At 52.4% G+C, this 17,235-nt stretch carries 18 protein-coding genes; 9 read left to right on the top strand and 9 right to left on the bottom strand.

The annotated features are described in order from the left end of the window. Positions 1 to 24 precede the first annotated feature (24 nt). From C5610_RS06060 to C5610_RS06045, 4 genes are read right to left on the bottom strand one after another with little or no spacing between them, the layout of a single operon-like run. Positions 25 to 858, bottom strand: coding sequence for a DUF6279 family lipoprotein (locus tag C5610_RS06060; protein WP_105306385.1), 834 nt, complete (start codon positions 856 to 858; stop codon positions 25 to 27). Beyond that, positions 858 to 1,685: a LytR/AlgR family response regulator transcription factor gene (locus C5610_RS06055; RefSeq protein ID WP_105306384.1), complete on the bottom strand. Its 828-nt coding sequence runs from the start codon at positions 1,683 to 1,685 to the stop codon at positions 858 to 860. The genes C5610_RS06060 and C5610_RS06055 overlap by 1 nt, the downstream gene beginning before the upstream one ends. After that, a complete protein-coding gene (locus C5610_RS06050; protein WP_262340057.1) occupies positions 1,682 to 2,773 on the bottom strand; it encodes a sensor histidine kinase in 1,092 nt (363 codons plus the stop codon). Before C5610_RS06050 ends, C5610_RS06055 begins: the two co-directional genes overlap by 4 nt. 17 nt (positions 2,774 to 2,790) lie before the next feature. Next, on the bottom strand, positions 2,791 to 3,519 hold the full coding sequence (locus C5610_RS06045) for a flagellar brake domain-containing protein (protein ID WP_105306383.1): 729 nt from the start codon (positions 3,517 to 3,519) through the stop codon (positions 2,791 to 2,793). Between the two features lie 54 nt (positions 3,520 to 3,573). Here C5610_RS06045 and C5610_RS06040 point away from each other — a divergent pair, with 54 nt between their 5' ends. Further along, on the top strand, positions 3,574 to 5,370 hold the full coding sequence (locus C5610_RS06040; RefSeq protein WP_262340056.1) for a M61 family metallopeptidase: 1,797 nt from the start codon (positions 3,574 to 3,576) through the stop codon (positions 5,368 to 5,370). A 26-nt stretch (positions 5,371 to 5,396) separates the two neighbouring features. Here the strand turns inward: C5610_RS06040 and C5610_RS06035 are convergent, their stop codons facing one another. The 3 genes from C5610_RS06035 to C5610_RS06025 are packed head-to-tail and all read right to left on the bottom strand — an operon-like array spanning position 5,397 to position 7,773. Further along, positions 5,397 to 6,221: a M23 family metallopeptidase gene (locus tag C5610_RS06035; RefSeq protein WP_105306381.1), complete on the bottom strand. Its 825-nt coding sequence runs from the start codon at positions 6,219 to 6,221 to the stop codon at positions 5,397 to 5,399. Beyond that, the gene (locus tag C5610_RS06030) at positions 6,214 to 7,098 is read right to left on the bottom strand and encodes a 6-carboxytetrahydropterin synthase (protein ID WP_105306380.1); all 885 of its coding nucleotides are present in this window, start codon (positions 7,096 to 7,098) and stop codon (positions 6,214 to 6,216) included. Before C5610_RS06030 ends, C5610_RS06035 begins: the two co-directional genes overlap by 8 nt. Positions 7,099 to 7,134: 36 nt before the next feature. Further along, positions 7,135 to 7,773: a LysE family translocator gene (locus tag C5610_RS06025; RefSeq protein ID WP_105306379.1), complete on the bottom strand. Its 639-nt coding sequence runs from the start codon at positions 7,771 to 7,773 to the stop codon at positions 7,135 to 7,137. Between the two features lie 99 nt (positions 7,774 to 7,872). Between C5610_RS06025 and C5610_RS06020 the strand changes: the two genes are divergently transcribed. The 6 genes from C5610_RS06020 to C5610_RS05995 all read left to right on the top strand — a co-directional run bounded on the left by C5610_RS06020 (position 7,873) and on the right by C5610_RS05995 (position 13,232). Beyond that, complete coding sequence (locus C5610_RS06020; RefSeq protein ID WP_262340055.1) at positions 7,873 to 8,760, top strand: LysR family transcriptional regulator; 888 nt, start codon at positions 7,873 to 7,875, stop codon at positions 8,758 to 8,760. Positions 8,761 to 8,765: 5 nt separating this feature from the next. Further along, the gene (gene alkB / locus C5610_RS06015; protein ID WP_105307718.1) at positions 8,766 to 9,413 is read left to right on the top strand and encodes a DNA oxidative demethylase AlkB; all 648 of its coding nucleotides are present in this window, start codon (positions 8,766 to 8,768) and stop codon (positions 9,411 to 9,413) included. Positions 9,414 to 9,514: 101 nt separating this feature from the next. Next, positions 9,515 to 10,306 carry a 2,5-didehydrogluconate reductase DkgB gene (gene dkgB / locus C5610_RS06010; RefSeq protein ID WP_105306378.1) on the top strand — a complete coding sequence of 264 codons (792 nt, stop codon included), beginning with the start codon at positions 9,515 to 9,517 and terminating at the stop codon, positions 10,304 to 10,306. Positions 10,307 to 10,308: 2 nt separating this feature from the next. Continuing rightward, on the top strand, positions 10,309 to 12,612 hold the full coding sequence (locus C5610_RS06005; RefSeq protein WP_105306377.1) for a YdbH domain-containing protein: 2,304 nt from the start codon (positions 10,309 to 10,311) through the stop codon (positions 12,610 to 12,612). 42 nt (positions 12,613 to 12,654) lie between these two features. Further along, on the top strand, positions 12,655 to 12,825 hold the full coding sequence (locus C5610_RS06000; RefSeq protein WP_105307717.1) for a YnbE family lipoprotein: 171 nt from the start codon (positions 12,655 to 12,657) through the stop codon (positions 12,823 to 12,825). Between the two features lie 17 nt (positions 12,826 to 12,842). After that, complete coding sequence (locus C5610_RS05995; protein ID WP_262340054.1) at positions 12,843 to 13,232, top strand: YdbL family protein; 390 nt, start codon at positions 12,843 to 12,845, stop codon at positions 13,230 to 13,232. Between the two features lie 3 nt (positions 13,233 to 13,235). Here C5610_RS05995 and C5610_RS05990 read toward each other — a convergent pair whose 3' ends face one another. Continuing rightward, positions 13,236 to 14,483 carry an amidohydrolase family protein gene (locus C5610_RS05990; RefSeq protein WP_105306376.1) on the bottom strand — a complete coding sequence of 416 codons (1,248 nt, stop codon included), beginning with the start codon at positions 14,481 to 14,483 and terminating at the stop codon, positions 13,236 to 13,238. 95 nt (positions 14,484 to 14,578) lie between these two features. Next, positions 14,579 to 15,484, bottom strand: a complete 906-nt coding sequence (locus C5610_RS05985; protein ID WP_105306375.1) for a LysR family transcriptional regulator — start codon at positions 15,482 to 15,484, stop codon at positions 14,579 to 14,581. A gap of 126 nt (positions 15,485 to 15,610) precedes the next feature. On the opposite strand from C5610_RS05985, the gene ycaC reads away from it, so the two are divergent. Both ycaC and C5610_RS05975 read left to right on the top strand, forming a co-directional pair. Beyond that, positions 15,611 to 16,237: an isochorismate family cysteine hydrolase YcaC gene (ycaC, locus tag C5610_RS05980; protein WP_105306374.1), complete on the top strand. Its 627-nt coding sequence runs from the start codon at positions 15,611 to 15,613 to the stop codon at positions 16,235 to 16,237. A gap of 65 nt (positions 16,238 to 16,302) precedes the next feature. Beyond that, positions 16,303 to 17,214: a pirin family protein gene (locus C5610_RS05975; RefSeq protein WP_105306373.1), complete on the top strand. Its 912-nt coding sequence runs from the start codon at positions 16,303 to 16,305 to the stop codon at positions 17,212 to 17,214. Positions 17,215 to 17,235: the final 21 nt, after the last annotated feature.

Genomic DNA, 17,235 nt, shown 5'->3' with positions numbered 1-17,235 from the left:
CCATAAGCGCCGCACTTGCGGCGCTTACTTAAAATCAGCAATCAGCTCATCCAATAACTGCAAATACTCATCCGCCTGTTCTAACAGCTTCTGTCGTTGCGCATCAGTCAGCGACTCATACAGTAACCATAAGTATTTATGACGCACAGCGGTACGTTGTTCGGTGTACGCTTTATGTTCTGCGGAACGCAATGCCCGCGGCTCGGTAATTAATGCCTGTAACGCCGCCATGTCCGGTGGCTGCTGCAACAACGCATCGGCAAAGGCGTCGTGCCAACGCTGGCGATAATCCAGCCAAAATTCCCCTTCGGGGCGCTCACGTACCCATTTGCGGATCAGCACTTGTTGCTCGTCGGTGACGTCACCAGTCCATTCTTTTAACCGCTCTTCGCGCCGGTTCACCCGGTCAATCTGCGCCAGGATTGGGCTGTCGTTGTCCTCCGCCTGCTCCTCACGCTGCTCATCAATCTTATCCTGCAGATTATTCAGTAACTCGCGGCGTTGCGCCATGGACAAGTCCTGTAGCAGCGCCACTTCGTCCAGCAGTCGGTTTTGAACATTGGCCCAGAACTGCCACAACTGGTTTTCGGTACGATCAATGTCATCGTACTGCAGTTGCTTAGCGGCGATTTTTTCGCGCAGTTCGGCCAACGCGGTGCGGTATTTTGGCAGCTCCTGTTGTGCGTGCCAGAGGTGTAGCTCATCGATTGTTACCGAAACCCGCTGTTGCTGGTCATCGGTAAGCGCCACATAATCATCCAGTTGCCACTCCACCAGCGTATCCGCGTAGCGATACCCCAGTTGTGCAGAGCAGCCTGTCAGCAATAAAACAGTAAGGCAGCACAGCAGTTTTTTCATCAGCTCAATATCAGTTGTTTAATGCGGTCCTTATAACTACGGCTGACTTTAAGATTTTGACCATTTTTCAGAACCAGATGGTACTCACCGTTATGGCGAGTACAGAGTTTTTCCACCTGATCGATATTAACAATCGCCGACCGGTGCACTCGCTGAAAACGATTCGGGTTAAGCTCCTGCTCCAGTTCTTTCATGGTGCGGCGTAAAATAAAGGTTTCGCCGGCGGCATGGATGCACATGTAATCGCCGGCGGCATCAACCCACTCAATTTGATTAACCGGGACGCGGGTGATTTCGCCGCTGTCCTTGATCGCCAGATGCTCCGGATAACGGTTCAGATCCGACACATCGGCTCCGGCCGCCAGACGTTCTAAAATCGCATCGCCCTTCTGACCGGTGACTTCAGAAACCAAGTCCACCAATTTCTGCTGTGTCTTTTCATATTCACTGGGCTGACGTTCCTGCTCAACACGTTCCAGGGTTTCTTTTAGCCGCTCTTCGTCCACCGGTTTCAGCAAATAGTCGAGCGCCCTGACTTCAAACGCCTTAATGGCGTATTGATCGAAAGCGGTCACAAACACCACCACCGGCAGCTCTTCCAGCCGTTGCTGCAACTCACGAAGCAGTTCAAAACCGTTCAGGCCCGGCATCTGAATATCGATAAAAACAACGTCGGGGCGCAACTGGATAATCTCTTCTAGGGCCTGACGACTGCTTCCCGATTCACCAACCAGCTCTACCTGGGTAAAAGGCTGCAGTCGTAACGCCAAACCTTTACGAGCGAGTGATTCATCATCAACGATATAAGCAGTTAAAGAAGACTTCATGGATTCTCCAGAGTTTCATAAGGCAAGATGATTTCGACACACAACCCCTGCGGCTGATTAGGCTTAAGGGTAAAGCTGAATTGCTTTCCGTACAGCGCCTGCAGACGTTCCTGGGTGTTTTGCAAACCGACCCCTGTGTTGTTCAGCAGCGCCTGCGGTTTATCCGGGGCATCCGGCCCATTATCACACATCAAAATGACGAGACGCCGTTGCTCGACATACGCCTGCAATTGCAGAATACCTACGTCTTCAACCTTGGCAATAGCGTATTTAATGGCGTTTTCGATCAACGGTTGTAACAACAAGCTTGGCACCAACGCCAGCTTGGCCTCGTCGGTAATCGACACACGAATGTCCAAGCGCTCATCAAAACGTACCTTTTCGATATCCAGATACAGCATCAGCGCGTCAATTTCTTTTTGCAGGGTAATTTTCTTAATCGGATCGTTATCCAGCGAAAAGCGCAAAAAGTGGCTCAGCTTGTTCACCATTTTATTGGCAACATCGTTCTCTTTTACCATGATCAGCGTCGAAATGGCATTCAAACTGTTAAATAAAAAGTGAGGATTGAGCTGATAACGGAGCATTTTTAACTGTGCCTGATGCGCGCGCGAAGACGCCATCAGCGCTTTCTGGCGTTCACCCTGAAGCATCTGATAATACTTGATGCCAAAATAAAGGCCACTCCAGCTCAGCACGATGTAAAATTTAGCGAGGTTGTTCTTAAAATAAAAGAACGGACTGTCCGGCCGAAAACCGAATTTATAGATTTCCCAATACGTAGCATTGTCGATAACCGCCCAGATTGAGGCGCAGACATACGACGCGGTAATCACTACCAGCATCAGCAACACCGGATGCAATTCCCAGATGCGCTGATACAAATACCGCAGCGGAATGGTTAACAGAAAGCCGGCATAAGCCCCCAGCAACAGCACAACGGTGTAGATGTCGCGCATTTCGTGCATCAGCGAGCCAATGTAGTTGACCAGCGCATACCCGGCCCAACCGCCTATTTGCAAAACCCAGAACGACCGGTCACGGTGCTCAAACAACGGACCTGCCATCAACCGATCAATAAACGTCATGGTGCTGTCATAGGCTCCTATTCACCCGCACGGGCGAGTGCGTCAATATCGACCAGGCTGCCGGAAAAGAGTGAGTTAATGGCTTCTTTCTGATTCGAATTAAACTGTAAACCAAGCTCGCAAACACCGTCTTTGCATTTGATTTGGCGGACGATACAGCCCAGTTTCAATTCACCGTTGCCTTTTTGTTGAACGTTCAACTGCACCCGCTGGCCACTTTCCCAACCATGCCCTTCGTTGGGGCTGTCAGCGTCGTCAGTCGCGTTGTTGTCATCACCCTCAGGGGCTGAATACTGATGCTTAACCCGACAGCCGGTTTCCGACACATCAAGAATCACGCCGTCAACGCTCATGTCTGCCTTGTTATCTTCATTTAACCGCGCGACACTGGTCGGCAGGTACGCATCAAAGCGGCGACCCTGGCGAATAACGCGACTTTCAACGTTGCTGGGCCAATCCAAAAACAGCATTTTTGTCGGATGACTGACGACAAAGTCAATATCCGTTCGAAACGCACAAATTTCACCGTTCTCGTTTTCTAATACAAAACGCACGATCAGCGGCACCCCTTCGTGCAGGTGCTCACGCAGTTCGCCATAGCGCTTGGCATCCGGCATGGCGACAATAAACCAACGTCCTTTTATCACACCAATAAAGTCGGTCTGAAAGCGCGCAGGTACATTGAGTCCGGATATTTGAATCTCAACACGCTGACCGACGGTCAATTGTTGTATTTTTCCGCTCATGAAGTCCTCTTGGTGAGCTCGATACGTATGCTACTATGATCGCTAGTTGTCAGCATGTGTCAAGAAAAGGAGTCGACATTGATTCACTACCACGTCAGCCCGATGGATCTTAAGGGCCATCTGTTCGAAGTAACGCTCACCATCGATACCCCCGCCGCTCAGCAGCGGTTATGGCTGCCCAACTGGATCCCCGGCAGTTATCTGATCCGCGATTTTAGCAAACACATCATCGGCTTGTACGCGGAACGCGGCAAAGAGTCCGTTGGTGTAGACCAACAGAGCAAAAACGAATGGGTGTTGGACACTGACGACAGCGGCACCGCAGTAACCGTGCATTATCAGGTTTACGCCTGGGACCTTTCTGTCCGTGCTGCCTACCTGGACCAACAACAAGGCTTTTTCAACAACACCAGCCTCTGTCTTGCCGTTGCCGGGCAGGAACAACAGCCGGTGACCCTCAGCGTCAGCGCACCGGATGAACGGCCCGACTGGAAACTGGCCACCGGTATGCCGAGAAAGTCGGGCAGCGCGCACGGTTTTGGAGCGTTCGAAGCGGAAAATTACGACGCCCTGATCGACTACCCGTTTCTGCTGGGTGAGCTCAGCATTGAGGAGTTTATTGCCCACGGCATCAAACACTCACTGGTACTGAGCGGACGCCATTACGCCGATATGTCACGGATCACGTCCGATTTGGCCCGCATCTGCGAGCACCAGATCAAACTGTTCGGCGAAGCCCCGTTTACGTCCTACACCTTTTTGACCATGGTGGTCGGCGACGGCTTTGGCGGACTTGAACACCGTAATTCGACCGCCTTGCTATGCAGCCGGAAGAGCCTGATCAGCAAGGCGCAGCACGCGCTGACCGACGATTATCAAACCTTCCTCAGCCTGTGCTGTCACGAGTACTTTCACAGCTGGAACGTTAAGACCTTAAAACCTAAGGCGTTTTTACCCTATCAGCTGGATCGCGAGAGCTACACCGAACAATTGTGGTTCTACGAGGGCATGACCTCGTATTTTGACGATTACATCACCCATGCCGCCGGCATCATTGACGCCGACCGCTATTTAAAAGTGCTGGGCAACACCTTAGCACGGGTCGAGCGCGGCGTTGGCCAATACCAGCAATCGGTGACTGAGTCGAGTTTTCTGGCCTGGACGAAGTTTTACCAGCAGAACGAAAACGCACCGAACAGCATCGTCAGCTATTACGCCAAAGGCGCGCTGATTGGCCTGTGTCTGGATTTGACCCTGCGTCTGCAAACCGATCATCAGCTGACCCTGGCGCAGGTGATGAAGGATCTCTGGCACACTTACGGTAAAACCGCCGTCGGTACCGCCGATGACACCGTCGTAGAGTTTTTAAAACAGTACGCCGGCGTCGATGTCAGCGACTTTTTGCAGCAGGCGCTGTACGGTAAAGAAAGCCTGCCGGTTGAATCGTTGTTGCAGAATTTTGGCGTGACCACGCGCCGCTTTGTGCCGGCTGATGACAACAGCAGTAACGGCAAAGCGGTAGAAAAGCCGGCATCGGTGAATTTGGGCGCGCGTTATAAAGGCAACGCCAACGGGCTTGAACTGCTGTCGGTCTATCACGACGAAAACGCTTACCACGCGGGCCTGTCCGCCGGTGATCGCATCATCGCCATTGATAATATTCAGGCCACTGACAGTAACATCAATACCCTACTCAGCCGTTTTGTGCCCGGTGATACGGTTACCGTGCACGCATTCCGCCGGGATGAATTACTGACGCTTAAACTGACGTTCGCACAACCCAAAGCGACCAGTTATCATCTCAGTGTGCAAAAGCCGGAACATCTGAACGGTTGGTTACGCTGGGCGTAACCAACCAGATTGATCATTCGTACAGGTCATTCGTACAGACTGTACAGCAAACTGGGGTCGAGGCGTTCCTGGCCCCAGTTAACACGCCAGTCTAAATGAGGTCCCGTCGCGCGGCCTGTCGCGCCGATGGTACCAATCACATCGCCCTGCTCAATCGTCTGTCCGACTTCGACATCAACCGAGTTTAAGTGCAAATAGGTGGTATTCACCCGATAGCCGTGATCAATAATGATGGTGCCGCCGGAGTAAAACAGATCCGGTTCCGCCAGAGTCACCACGCCAGACCACGGGGCTTTTACCGGCGTGCCGGTTGGTGCGGCGATATCTTCGCCGTAATGAGGATTGCGGGGTTCACCGTTTAGTATCCGCTGCGAACCATAATAGCCACTGATGCGGCCTTCCGCCGGCTTGATCAGCGGCGCTAAAAAATCTGTCCGGTCAGAGCGGTGCTGACGCGCCCGCCAGACTTTTGCGGCTTCACGCTTGGTGCGCTTAACCTGCTCAGGATCCGGAGTAACGGTACGTTGTGGCACCCCATCCACCCGCTCAATATTGTATTCGCGCTCGCTCAGAGTCAGCGTCTCGCTGCGCTGCTGACCGTTCAGCGTCACCGTTACGGTCTGCTGTAAGTCCGCTTTGCGGGCAAAACCAATCACAAAATAACCGTCCGGGGTAACCGCCACGTCCTTATCGTTCAGACGAACTTCGGCCTCAGGATGAGTTTTACCGAGCAGTAACGCGCCCTGAGTGCGTTCACCGGACAACGCTAACGGAATGTCGTTCGCTAAAGCCGGCACACCCGTCAGTGCACTGGCAACCAACGTCAACACACCGGCAATCAGACTACGCATAAGCTATCGCCCCCTTACCAACGCCTTCGTACGCCCGCACCTGCACCGCCTGCTGCGGTACCTGCTGCTTGATGGTATCCGCCAGATACTGAGCAATGCACTCCACCGTTGAATCGGTATCAATGACATAGTTTTCTGCTTTCGGAACACAGAGCTCGAACAAGCCCTGATCCGCTGTGTAACTGTACCCGACATGAGTGGCCGAGGTTGCTGCCTGACGGGCATCGGCAGAGCGCAGCATCTGGGTGACGTCACAGAGGTCATCGGTTGAACCCAGATAGATGTCGGCCCAGCGATCCGACCATTGCTTTTCCAGCACCGGCTGGCGCATATTGTCCAGGAAGATTTGCAGTTTTGAGCGGTGACCGTGCGCGATACGCTGACAGTTACCATCGTGTTTTTTCAAACCGTGGGTATAGTGGTAGTAAAAACCGTCAATGGCCTCGGGTCTCAAGCTCAAGGTTAAGCCCTCAACGTTCCCCGGCAGCTCACGTTTTATCACCGCGCGCAGATAATCGGTCACCGTCAGTGCAGTAACCTCTTCGGCATCGATATAAGCAAAAGCATCCGCCGGGCAGTAAAGGTGAATTGACTTGCCGTTAGGTCGCATAAAGTCAACCCAGTGCGAGCTTTCATCATCGGTGTGCGTTACCTTGGTGTACGCGTGACCCGCCGGTACTACCAGCTTATGGTCAACGGAATCATCGATGATGCGCTTAATCTGCTTTTTCACGCGACCGAAGTCCAGCACCATCGACTGCTCGTTTAGCGCACCGTCGAGAATAATATCGACAATCCAGCTTTCGCCGACGATGCCCCGTTGCGGGCACAAATAAGAGCAATCGATAACCGTAAGATCATTAACAAATAACTGCATTAAAACGTTCTACCTAAACCCGTATTTTGAGCCGCATTATAGCACTAACTGCAGCCACTCCCATAACAAACTCAACGACAGCGCAATTAAAATCGCACCCATTAAGCGGTCAACCCAATGGCTGTACGGCCACAACTTTTTAAACACCTTCGGTTGCGTCAGTAACCAGGTTAAAAACACAAACCAGGCACCGGTCGCAACGGTCAGGTAGATACCATAACCCAGTTTTACGGCAAACGGCGTTGCCGGGCTGATGACCGTGGTAAACAGGGTGAGAAAAAACAGCGTCGCTTTAACATTCAGACCATTGGTTAAAAAACCCACACTAAAGGCTTTACGCTTTCTCGGTAAACTTACGCTATCGGCGTCGTCACCGACACTGCCACGAGGTTTGGCGGTAATAGCGCCGAGCCCAATGTAACCAAGATAAAGTGCACCGAGCATCAATAAGCTTAAATACACCCACTCATTCTGGTGGATGATAACGGCAACACCAATCAACGAGTAAGTGACATGAATGATAATGCCAACGGCAATGCCAAGGCTCACCCAGTAACCCGCTTTGCGGCCAAAACTGAGCGCATAACGCGATACCACGGCAAAGTCCGGCCCCGGGCTGGCAACCGCCAGCAGATGCACCAAAGCAATCGTTAAAAATTCACCCCAATAAGACAAAGCTTGCGACTCCCTGCAAGTTAGTTTACTTTTAGTTAATTACAATTACGCTTTACTATTAATAGCAAGCCGCTGAAAAACAGCGATTAGAGGCTCAATATGGCGAAAAAACCTTCTCCGTCGCTCAATGCATTGCGTGTGTTTGACGTTGCTGCACGCTGCGCCAGTTTCAAGCAAGCGGCACAACAACTCGGCGTCACCCAAGCGGCGGTCACTCGCCAAATTCAGGCACTGGAGCAACAGTTGGAGATGACCCTGTTCCATCGTGATAACCGGGTGCATTCACTGACACCGGCCGGACTTGAGCTTGCCCCGCAACTGGAATCGATTTTTAAGCAATTGGATCAAACCCTCGATAGAGCGCGCCAATTAAGCGATAATAACACGACCACGTTAACCGTCGCCATTGCCACGGCACGGCTTAAATTTTGGCTCAATCAGCAATTGGCCGATTTTCAGTCGCTTTATCCGCACATTCAACTGAATTTTGTCGGCTGCAGCGAGTCGCCGGATGCGGCCGAAACGGCAGAGCTCACCGCCAATCTCACGCACGACAGCCTCGATTTAGTGATTGCAGCAGCCCAGATCCGTGATCAGCACATTGGCCGTCATCCGCTCGGCGAAATCACGCTCGTGCCCTGCTCTAACGAACAAGACGAACAGCGGTTGTGGCAGACGCCCTGGTTGGTTAACCGCGACAGCCCCAATCAGAGCGCTTATTTGAAGCATTACGCCAGCAACTTGCGGGCAACGCCGGTGATTCACAGCAACGATACGTTGATGGCGCTGGAGTTAACCCAGTCACAGCCGCGGGTTGCGTTAGTTGACCAACGCTATAGCCAATCGCCGCACTTTCCGTCGTTGACCTTGTTCCCGCAGTTTGCCGCAACCACCAAACCCGAACTGGCGGTGTTTTATCACAAACGGCGGCAACAGTCGGTGGCGTTAGTCGCCTTCACCAAATGGTTGCAACTGATCAGCAAATAACCGTTATGCAAAACGATTTATTCGACAGCCCGGCCAGCGAACCCATGCAGTTTAGCAGCGCCGGCTTCTTACTCAAGCAATGGCTGCTGCCGCAAGCCACCCAGCTGATTGACGAGGTGCGTAACTGCGTGCGGCTATCACCACTGCGCCACTTTACCACGCCCGGGGGGAAGTCGATGTCCGTGCTCAGCAGCAACTGCGGCCACTACGGTTGGGTTGCGGATCGACAGGGTTATCGCTATCAACGTACCGACCCCATTACGCAAAAAACCTGGCCTGAAATGCCTCCACAGCTGGCGGCAAAGGCTCGCCAGGCGGCGACGTTGTGCGGCTTTCAAGGGTTTGCGCCAGACGTGTGTTTGATCAATGTTTATCGTCCGGGAGCGGCGATGGGGCTGCATCAGGACAAAGACGAAGCGGATTTTAGCCAGCCGATTGTGTCCTTCTCGTTTGGCCTTCCGGTGACCTTTTTATGGGGCAACACCACCCGTGGCGGCTCACCACAACGGATAGAATTGCAACACAGCGATGTTCTGGTGTGGGGCGGCGAGGATCGCTTGCGCTACCATGGCGTCGCCAAACTGGCCGACGGCCAGCACCCCGCCACCGGTAATGTGCGGATAAATCTGACCTTTCGCATGGCCCAATCTTGATGCCGGTAACGGCGCTAACTATAGTGATACAACACGGATTGCACTTTTTCTCGGGTTATTGGGTATTACCTTATTAACAGCGAGAAAAATAAGGAGTTTTTATGTTACCGAACTTTGGCATGGGTACCTTTCGCTTAAGCGGACCGGCACTGACTGACCTGGTTACAGAAGCCATCGACATCGGCTACCGTCACGTCGATACCGCGCAATTTTACGACAACGAGGCTGATGTGGGTAAAGCACTTGCACAAACCGACAGCAGCGATGTCTTTGTCACCACCAAAGTGTGGTACGAACGCCTGAAGTACCAACAGGTATTGGATAGCCTAAAAGAAAGCTCCTCCAAACTGCAACGGGATTGCATCGATTTAGCCCTTATTCACTGGCCATCACCCCACGACGAAGTGCCATTGGAAGAAACCCTCGATGCTCTCACCGAAGCCCGGGAGCGTGGACTGATTAAGCATTTTGGCGTGTCCAACTTTACCGTTGATCTGCTCAACCGGGCGGTAAATCACGTTGGTGCCGATAACCTTCTGACCAATCAGATCGAAGTACATCCGTTTATGCAAAACCGCAAAGTCACCAAAGCCTGTGCCGAACACGGCATCAAGGTTACAGCGTACCTGCCATTGGCGAAAGGCGCGGTGATGGACAACAGCACCTTACAACGGATTGCCGTCGAGCACGATGCCAGCCCGGCGCAGGTTGCCATTGCCTGGGAGTTGCATAAAGGCTACGTGAGCATTCCGTCGACCACCAAGGTGTCGCATTTGCGCAGTAACTTCGACGCACAACAATTGCAGTTGACCGACGAAAACATGGCCGATATTGAGGCACTGGATCAGCGCGATCGTCTCATCGACCCCAGCTTTGCTCCTGACTGGGATTAGCCATGAAGTGGTGGCGTCTGGGCGGGCGTCTGATTGCAACACGGTTTTTGCCTGCCATCGGCAGCGTGTTACTGACATTGCTGTTAATCGTCAGTACCGCTGCTGCGGTAGCTTATATTTACGTTAATCAACGAGCGGCAGCCGCTGGCATCAGCGACTGGTCCATTCGTGTCGCTGAGCTGTCACAACAGCGCGTCATCATCGATCAGTTGTCGCTGACACTCACCCAGCCAGCGCAGGCAGGCACCACCAGCACGCAACCACCAACGCTCGGAGCACTGCTCACAACCAAGTTACCGACCTGGTTGCCGCAACACATCACCATCCGCTCGTTGCACATTAACGGCCCTGCCGTCAGCGCAATCGGTGCTATCACAGCGCGGTTGCAATGGACCCAAGAGCAACAACAAGTAACCTTAAAGGCAAATCTTAACGCACCGGAAAAAGCCGCTATTGTCATTAAACGTCAGGGAAATAGCGTCGATTTGTCGCTTAAACACGATTTCATCGACAGCAGCCTGAGTTACCAGGTTGACACCGGTGCGCTAAGTGCCGGCGGACAGCTGTCACTGCCGGCGATCGCCGTCGATACCGGCTCGTTGTCCGCGACCCGCCCCAACGTCACCCTAACCGGCACACTTAACCCCGATACCGTGCCCGATAGTCTGCCAGCACTGCTATCCGCGCTGTCGGCACAAGTGTCATTGAGCGTAACCGAACCAGCCACCATTAGCGTTAACACAATCGCTACCAGCGAGCTGACTGCCAACGCAACTCTGACCATCGAAGACGGTATCGTCCACGCTTATACGCTAACCAGCCAGGGCCAACTAACCGCCTGGCCGATAGTACCCGAACCACTGCCGGCCCCCATGCAACAGCAGACCATCGAGCGGGTAAACTGGCAACTGTACAGTCGTGATGAGCTGTCCGTAGCGTTACTGGACCACCAACAGTTGTTCGCAAAAGCCCATTGGCCGGTAACCGCCGCCGTACAGATTGAGAGCAACGCTGACAGCCAGTTACAGCTTGACGCGGATCTCAAAGTGTTTCCAGAGACACTTATCATTGACCACAATGGAACATTATCGGCGCAATTAGCAACAGAGTTTGGCATTTTTAAGATTAACTCGCCGGCATTAAACGCCACCATAAACATTAAACAGCCGTTGGCGACGCAGGCCGATGTTAAGCTCAATATTGATACCGATAGCGTCAACTTAACGCCATTTCGGGACTTTCCGGTAAAGACATCGCTGCACGCTCACTACGCCAATCAACAGCTTAATGCCGACGGCGCAATAACCGTCGCTAACGATTTGACGCTTCGCCATAACACCCAAGTCGATACCCAACAACAGTTGCGCTCGCAATGGCAAGCTGACTTTAGCTGGCCTGACGCGGCAAATGCTCAACGCCGGTGGCAACGGCTGATCCATCACTACGCGCCGTTGCTTGAACTCAGCAAAGGTAAAGCAGCGGCGTCCGCAACGTTAGAGGTGGATCTGACAACGCAACAATGGGCTGCCAAGCAAGGCGAACTGGCGATCACGGATGTCGATCTCATCTACGATACCGTGGCCCTGGCCGCTACCGACCTGAGCTCGCCATTCACGCTTAACCCAAAACACCTGCAATTGAGCGCCGCGACGCTCAATCTCGGCAGTATTCAACAAGGTTTCGCGATCGGTCCGATCCAGGCCAGCTTTACCGCCGACGTGCCGTTGCAGCAACCGACGCAGGCCGTCATGGTATTATCACAGCACCAAATCAACGCCTTTGGTGGTTCAGTGTCACTACCGGAGCAAGCATACCGAATGGATCAGCAACTGTTTATTCCGGTGGTGTTCGAGCAAATCAATCTGGGCGAACTGATGCGCCAATACCCGAGTGACCGAATTGATATCGATGGCAAAGTATCCGGAACCTTGCCACTGGTTTGGCACTCTAATCAATTAACCGTCGACAAAGGTTACCTCAGCGCCGTGGCGCCGGGGGGACATTTGACGGTCGATTCCTCAGCATTGCGCTCAGCGGTCGGCAGCAATCCAAGCCTGCGTACACTCGCCAGCGTGTTGGAAAATTTTTACTATGAGGAATTAAGCAGCGAGATCGACTATGATGAAAAAGGTAACGTCATCCTGGGGTTACGCTTAAAAGGCTATAACCCAGAGGTCGAAAATGGCCGCGAGGTAAATCTCAACATTCGCCTCGAAGAAGATTTAGCAGCGCTAATAAAAGGGTTGCAGCTGAGCAACAGCGTCAGCGACACAATCCGTAAACGTATCCAACAGAAGGTTAATTGATCAGAGGATGATATGACACGCATACAACTCAGCAACGGTCTCATGGTCGTTGTCGCCGCCCTGACGCTTACAGCCTGTACACCAACCGTGCAAGTTGCTGCGCCGAAAGAGCCGATAACGATCAATTTGAACGTCAAAATTGAACATGAAATTTATGTTCGGGTGGACAAAGCGCTCGACGATGTAATTTCCGAATCCAGTGGTTTATTTTAATTTCAAAGGATTGTGACATGAAATCCGTCATGAAGATGTTTCCAAAACTTGCAACGCCCGCTTTTATCGCCCTGCTTACGCTGTCGGGTCTGTCTTATTCCGAGCCAGCAGTGGCACTGCAACAGTTGACCCTGCAACAGGCAATGGATCAGTTACATCAGGTCAAGGCAGACGGCTGGGTTGGCGAACAGCCTAATGGCTATTTAGGTGTGGTGCGGGATTCTGCGCAGGCACGGCAGATTGTTGAGCAGATCAATGAAGCTCGGCGCAAAGAATACGCCCGCATTGCGGACGAAAACGACATCGCCGTTGCCGACGTAGAGCTGTTGGCCGGAAAGCGTGCCATCGAACGCACCCAATCCGGCCACTACATTAAAATCGACGGGCAATGGAAGAAAAAACCTTAGCGCTCAGTCACCTTCGTTTGTCACTAACACCGCGCCCTGATAGACAACCCTTGAGGGTTGTCTCAGCGCTTCAGCATCCAGCAAAGGATTGCGCTTAAGGACGAGAAAACTGGCATCATAGCCTTCTCGTAACTCACCAATTTTCAGATCCTGAAAGAGCGCTTGGGCGGTATCGCGCGTCAGTAGGTTAAGCAATTGCTGGTCGCCAAATACGTCTAAGCCTTTTATATAGTCATACTCCGTTAAAATATTACCGGCAAAGTTGTCCGAACCAAGGATGATAGAAACGCCGTTACTACGCAGTTTTGTTAAGTTCTTCCGTTGATTCTCAATCACACCCGCCGGGATGTTTTTGGGCTCGCCATAGATCAGCCGTGCCGTGCTTGCGGTTGTGATCACGTGTATGCCCTTCCGCGCGGCTTGCTGAATACTCTCATCCGTTAACCGGTAAGCTGATGGCTCATACCCCTCCCAAAAATGATAACCCGGTAAATGGGCGATAATGTCAACGCCAGCACTCACCGCCAGGGCAAAATCCGCGGCGGACTCAACATGTGCCGCCACGCGCAAGCCGGCCTGCTTTAATGTTGGCACCAACGCGTGCACAACTTCCTTGTTAAGACCATTTACGCCAAAATATTCTTCATTGTTGCGGCGCCCGGCGTCCTCATGATGTACCAAAATGATCTTGACGGTGCGCGTACCTGATGCGGTTATCAGCGGTAGTTTTGCACGAATGTCTTCCACCTCGTCCATGATGATCAATGACTTATCATAGATATCGTCTAGCGGCCGAGTTTTGCCCGTGCTTGGGTCCGGCTGTAATGCCATTCTTACCGGGTGCCCATCTGAGCTTGTAATGCACGCACTGACCAAATCAATATTCAAGGGTTGCTGCCGCAAAACAGTGCGTGTTTTTTGAGCGGTTGCTGGTGTGGCGCTGCCACACATCATCAAGCCGTAAAGAATGCCACTGTTGATGTAGTGTTTGGAATAATTCTCAGCAAGCCAGGGCGACTGAAGGTTGTGGTTGTGTCCCTCAGCAAAAGGCGGGATGACAAAGCCACCACGCAAATCAATACGATTATCGAGCTTTTCTGGCGCATGGCGAGTGAGCTTTCCATCGACTTCGTACCAATCTTGCTGGTTGAATTTATCACCATCCCACCAATGTCCGTTGACGTAATGGGTTTGCGAATATGCGGTGCCGGTAAACAGCAGAGCTGTGACGCAAGCAAATACTTTAAACATACACGACTCCTTTTGGTTGTCGCGCTATTGTAAAGAATTGCTCGCCAGCTGAGTGCTTCATTCTGTTACAGACTGTAATGCTATGTATGCTGCCGCTACTCTTCATCAAACGAGCGATAACGTTCGGCGAGAAAGTCAATCAATGTTCGGACAGCCGGCAACAGACCCCGACGCGACGGAAATACCACATGAATGATTTCCGGCGGAGCCTTCCAGTCCGGTAACAGTTCAACCAGTGAACCGTCGTTAAGCTGATGAGCAACCACCAGCTTTGGCAACTGCACAACGCCGACTCCGGCCAGCGCCGAATCCCTCAGCGCCACCATATTGGTGGTGATAAATCGCGGCTTAAACGGCACCTCGAACGCTTCTCCGGTCGGCGACGTCCAGCACCAGGTAAAGTGCTTTTGTGGTGTTCCCAACCCCAGGCTCGGCCACTGCGCCAGGTCCTGCAAGTGTTTAGGCCGCCCCAACCGATTGACCAGATCCGGGCTGGCGACAAGGCATAAGGTCCGTTCTGACAACACCTTCATCACCAAATCACTGTCTTCCAGCGGCGGCGGGCGTACACGGATGGCAATATCAACACCTTCGGCGATGACATCCACCCGGCGATTCGAAGCTTCCAACTGGATTTCGACCTCAGGGTATCGGTTCATGAATTCCGCCAGCATGCAGCCAATGTGCGCGTTCAACAGAGCGATGGGACAGGTAAGTTTTATGATGCCGCGCGGTTCCGAGCGTAACGAGTCAATGGCTTCCTGTGCGGACTCGGCTTCAACCAGCATAGCGCGGCAGTGCTGCAAGTAGGTTTGACCCACCTCGGTTAGGTGAAAACTGCGGGTCGAACGGTAAATCAATGTCGCATTAAGGTTTTCTTCAAGCCGCGCAATGCGGCGGCTAAGTTTGGATTTGGGTATACCGAGCGCCCGCCCGGCCGGTGCAAAGCCGCCGTAATCCACCACTTTCACAAAGTAATACAGGTCATTGAGGTCTTGCATACTGGCGTTCCATTTTTAGAACAATCTTTCTTATTTTTGCCATCTACTCATTCAGCGTATCAGTTCTATCATTTAATGGAAATGGATTTCAGCTAAACCTGTTTATTAACCGAGAGGGTATACAAAATGAGCTTCACTTATCATCGATTGAACAAAGACGACGCTGCGGTACTGCTGGTTGATCACCAGGCAGGATTGTTGTCACTGGTACGGGACATCGATCCCGACAAGTTTAAAAATAACGTGTTGGCGCTGGGCGACCTGGCCAAATACTTCAATTTACCAACCATCTTAACCACCAGTTTTGAAACCGGCCCCAACGGTCCGCTGGTGCCGGAGTTAAAAGAGATGTTCCCGGATGCGCCATACATTGCCCGCCCGGGACAAATCAATGCGTGGGATAACGAAGACTTCGTCAAAGCCGTTAAAGCCACCGGCAAAAAGCAACTCATCGTTGCCGGCGTTGTTACCGAAGTCTGTGTTTCTTTCCCGGTATTATCCGCGCTGGAAGAAGGTTTTGAAGTATTTGTTGTCACCGACGCTTCTGGCACTTTTAACCCATTAACTCGCGATGCCGCCTGGGATCGTATGTCACAGGCCGGCGCTCAGTTAATGACATGGTTCGGCACCGCCTGCGAACTGCACCGCGACTGGCGCAATGACATTGAGGGGCTGGGTGAGCTATTCTCAAATCATATTCCAGATTATCGCAACCTGATTTCAAGCTACTCGACCTTAACCCAGGGCGAGTAAGCGGTCAGTCGAAACCAATCCGCCGGAGGGGAGCACCTCTCCGGCATTTATCGAGGGAGCACTGCATGAGCAACTTGGCGAAATCGTTAGAAAGTGAATGTCGGATGGTATCCGGATGTGATGCACTAAGGCAGATCATCAGCCCCAAAGCCCGTGACCTAGGTGGTTTTTCGGTTAAGCGCATTCTGCCGTCACGCGGCATGAAAGCCGTCGGCCCATGGGTATTTTTCGATCACATGGGGCCAGCGACATTTGCCGCCGGCGACGGTATCAACGTCAGACCCCACCCTCACATTGGGCTGGCTACGGTCACCTATTTATTCGAGGGGCAAATACAACATAAAGATTCACTCGGTACGGATGTCGCGGTGTTACCGGGAGACATTAACCTGATGGTTGCCGGCCATGGTATCGTCCACTCAGAACGACAGACCACAGCAGTGACAAAACAGCCTCACCACGTTCACGGCTTACAATTGTGGCTGGCGCTACCCCAGTCTCATGAACAGTGTGAACCGGCATTTCACCATTACGACAGCACGAGTCTACCGAACATCAATTTTGACGGTGGCCAGGCAAAAATACTGATTGGCAGCGCCTTTGGCCAATCCTCACCAGTCATCACCTTCTCAGAAACGCTCTATGCGGAAATCCAACTTAACCAGGGCGCAAGCCTGCAGTTACCTGATGTTGAAGAACTCGCGCTCTATATCGTGCAGGGTGATCTGGCGATTGCAAACATTACGATGGCCGATCACCACATGGCGGTATTCAGTAACGATAAAATCCTAACGGTTACCGCTCAATCCGACACCCGGCTGGTCATTATCGGCGGCGCTTCCTTAGGCCCGCGGTACATCGATTGGAACTTCGTTGCAACCGACAAGAACCTGATCGAAACTGCCAAACAACGTTGGCAGCAACAGCAGTTTCCGAGCATTCCGGGCGACGCCGATGACTTTATTCCGTTGCCCTAAAGCGGCTTACAGCCGGCCAAA

Origin of the sequence: Idiomarina sp. OT37-5b (assembly GCF_002968395.1) — a bacterium.
In the GTDB taxonomy this organism is placed as follows: domain Bacteria; phylum Pseudomonadota; class Gammaproteobacteria; order Enterobacterales; family Alteromonadaceae; genus Idiomarina; species Idiomarina aquatica.
The sequence above is the reverse complement of the archived record's forward strand: the minus strand, read 5'-3'. Positions and strand labels throughout refer to the sequence as shown.

Coding starts and splice junctions, on each gene's coding strand:
- C5610_RS06060 (WP_105306385.1), bottom strand. CDS start 858: ATGAAAAAACTGCTGTGCTGCCTTACTGTTTTATTGCTGACAGGCTGC.
- C5610_RS06055 (WP_105306384.1), bottom strand. CDS start 1,685: ATGAAGTCTTCTTTAACTGCTTATATCGTTGATGATGAATCACTCGCT.
- C5610_RS06050 (WP_262340057.1), bottom strand. CDS start 2,773: ATGACGTTTATTGATCGGTTGATGGCAGGTCCGTTGTTTGAGCACCGT.
- C5610_RS06045 (WP_105306383.1), bottom strand. CDS start 3,519: ATGAGCGGAAAAATACAACAATTGACCGTCGGTCAGCGTGTTGAGATT.
- C5610_RS06040 (WP_262340056.1), top strand. CDS start 3,574: ATGTGTCAAGAAAAGGAGTCGACATTGATTCACTACCACGTCAGCCCG.
- C5610_RS06035 (WP_105306381.1), bottom strand. CDS start 6,221: ATGCGTAGTCTGATTGCCGGTGTGTTGACGTTGGTTGCCAGTGCACTG.
- C5610_RS06030 (WP_105306380.1), bottom strand. CDS start 7,098: ATGCAGTTATTTGTTAATGATCTTACGGTTATCGATTGCTCTTATTTG.
- C5610_RS06020 (WP_262340055.1), top strand. CDS start 7,873: ATGGCGAAAAAACCTTCTCCGTCGCTCAATGCATTGCGTGTGTTTGAC.
- alkB (WP_105307718.1), top strand. CDS start 8,766: ATGCAAAACGATTTATTCGACAGCCCGGCCAGCGAACCCATGCAGTTT.
- dkgB (WP_105306378.1), top strand. CDS start 9,515: ATGTTACCGAACTTTGGCATGGGTACCTTTCGCTTAAGCGGACCGGCA.
- C5610_RS06005 (WP_105306377.1), top strand. CDS start 10,309: ATGAAGTGGTGGCGTCTGGGCGGGCGTCTGATTGCAACACGGTTTTTG.
- C5610_RS06000 (WP_105307717.1), top strand. CDS start 12,655: ATGGTCGTTGTCGCCGCCCTGACGCTTACAGCCTGTACACCAACCGTG.
- C5610_RS05995 (WP_262340054.1), top strand. CDS start 12,843: ATGAAATCCGTCATGAAGATGTTTCCAAAACTTGCAACGCCCGCTTTT.
- C5610_RS05990 (WP_105306376.1), bottom strand. CDS start 14,483: ATGTTTAAAGTATTTGCTTGCGTCACAGCTCTGCTGTTTACCGGCACC.
- C5610_RS05985 (WP_105306375.1), bottom strand. CDS start 15,484: ATGCAAGACCTCAATGACCTGTATTACTTTGTGAAAGTGGTGGATTAC.
- ycaC (WP_105306374.1), top strand. CDS start 15,611: ATGAGCTTCACTTATCATCGATTGAACAAAGACGACGCTGCGGTACTG.
- C5610_RS05975 (WP_105306373.1), top strand. CDS start 16,303: ATGAGCAACTTGGCGAAATCGTTAGAAAGTGAATGTCGGATGGTATCC.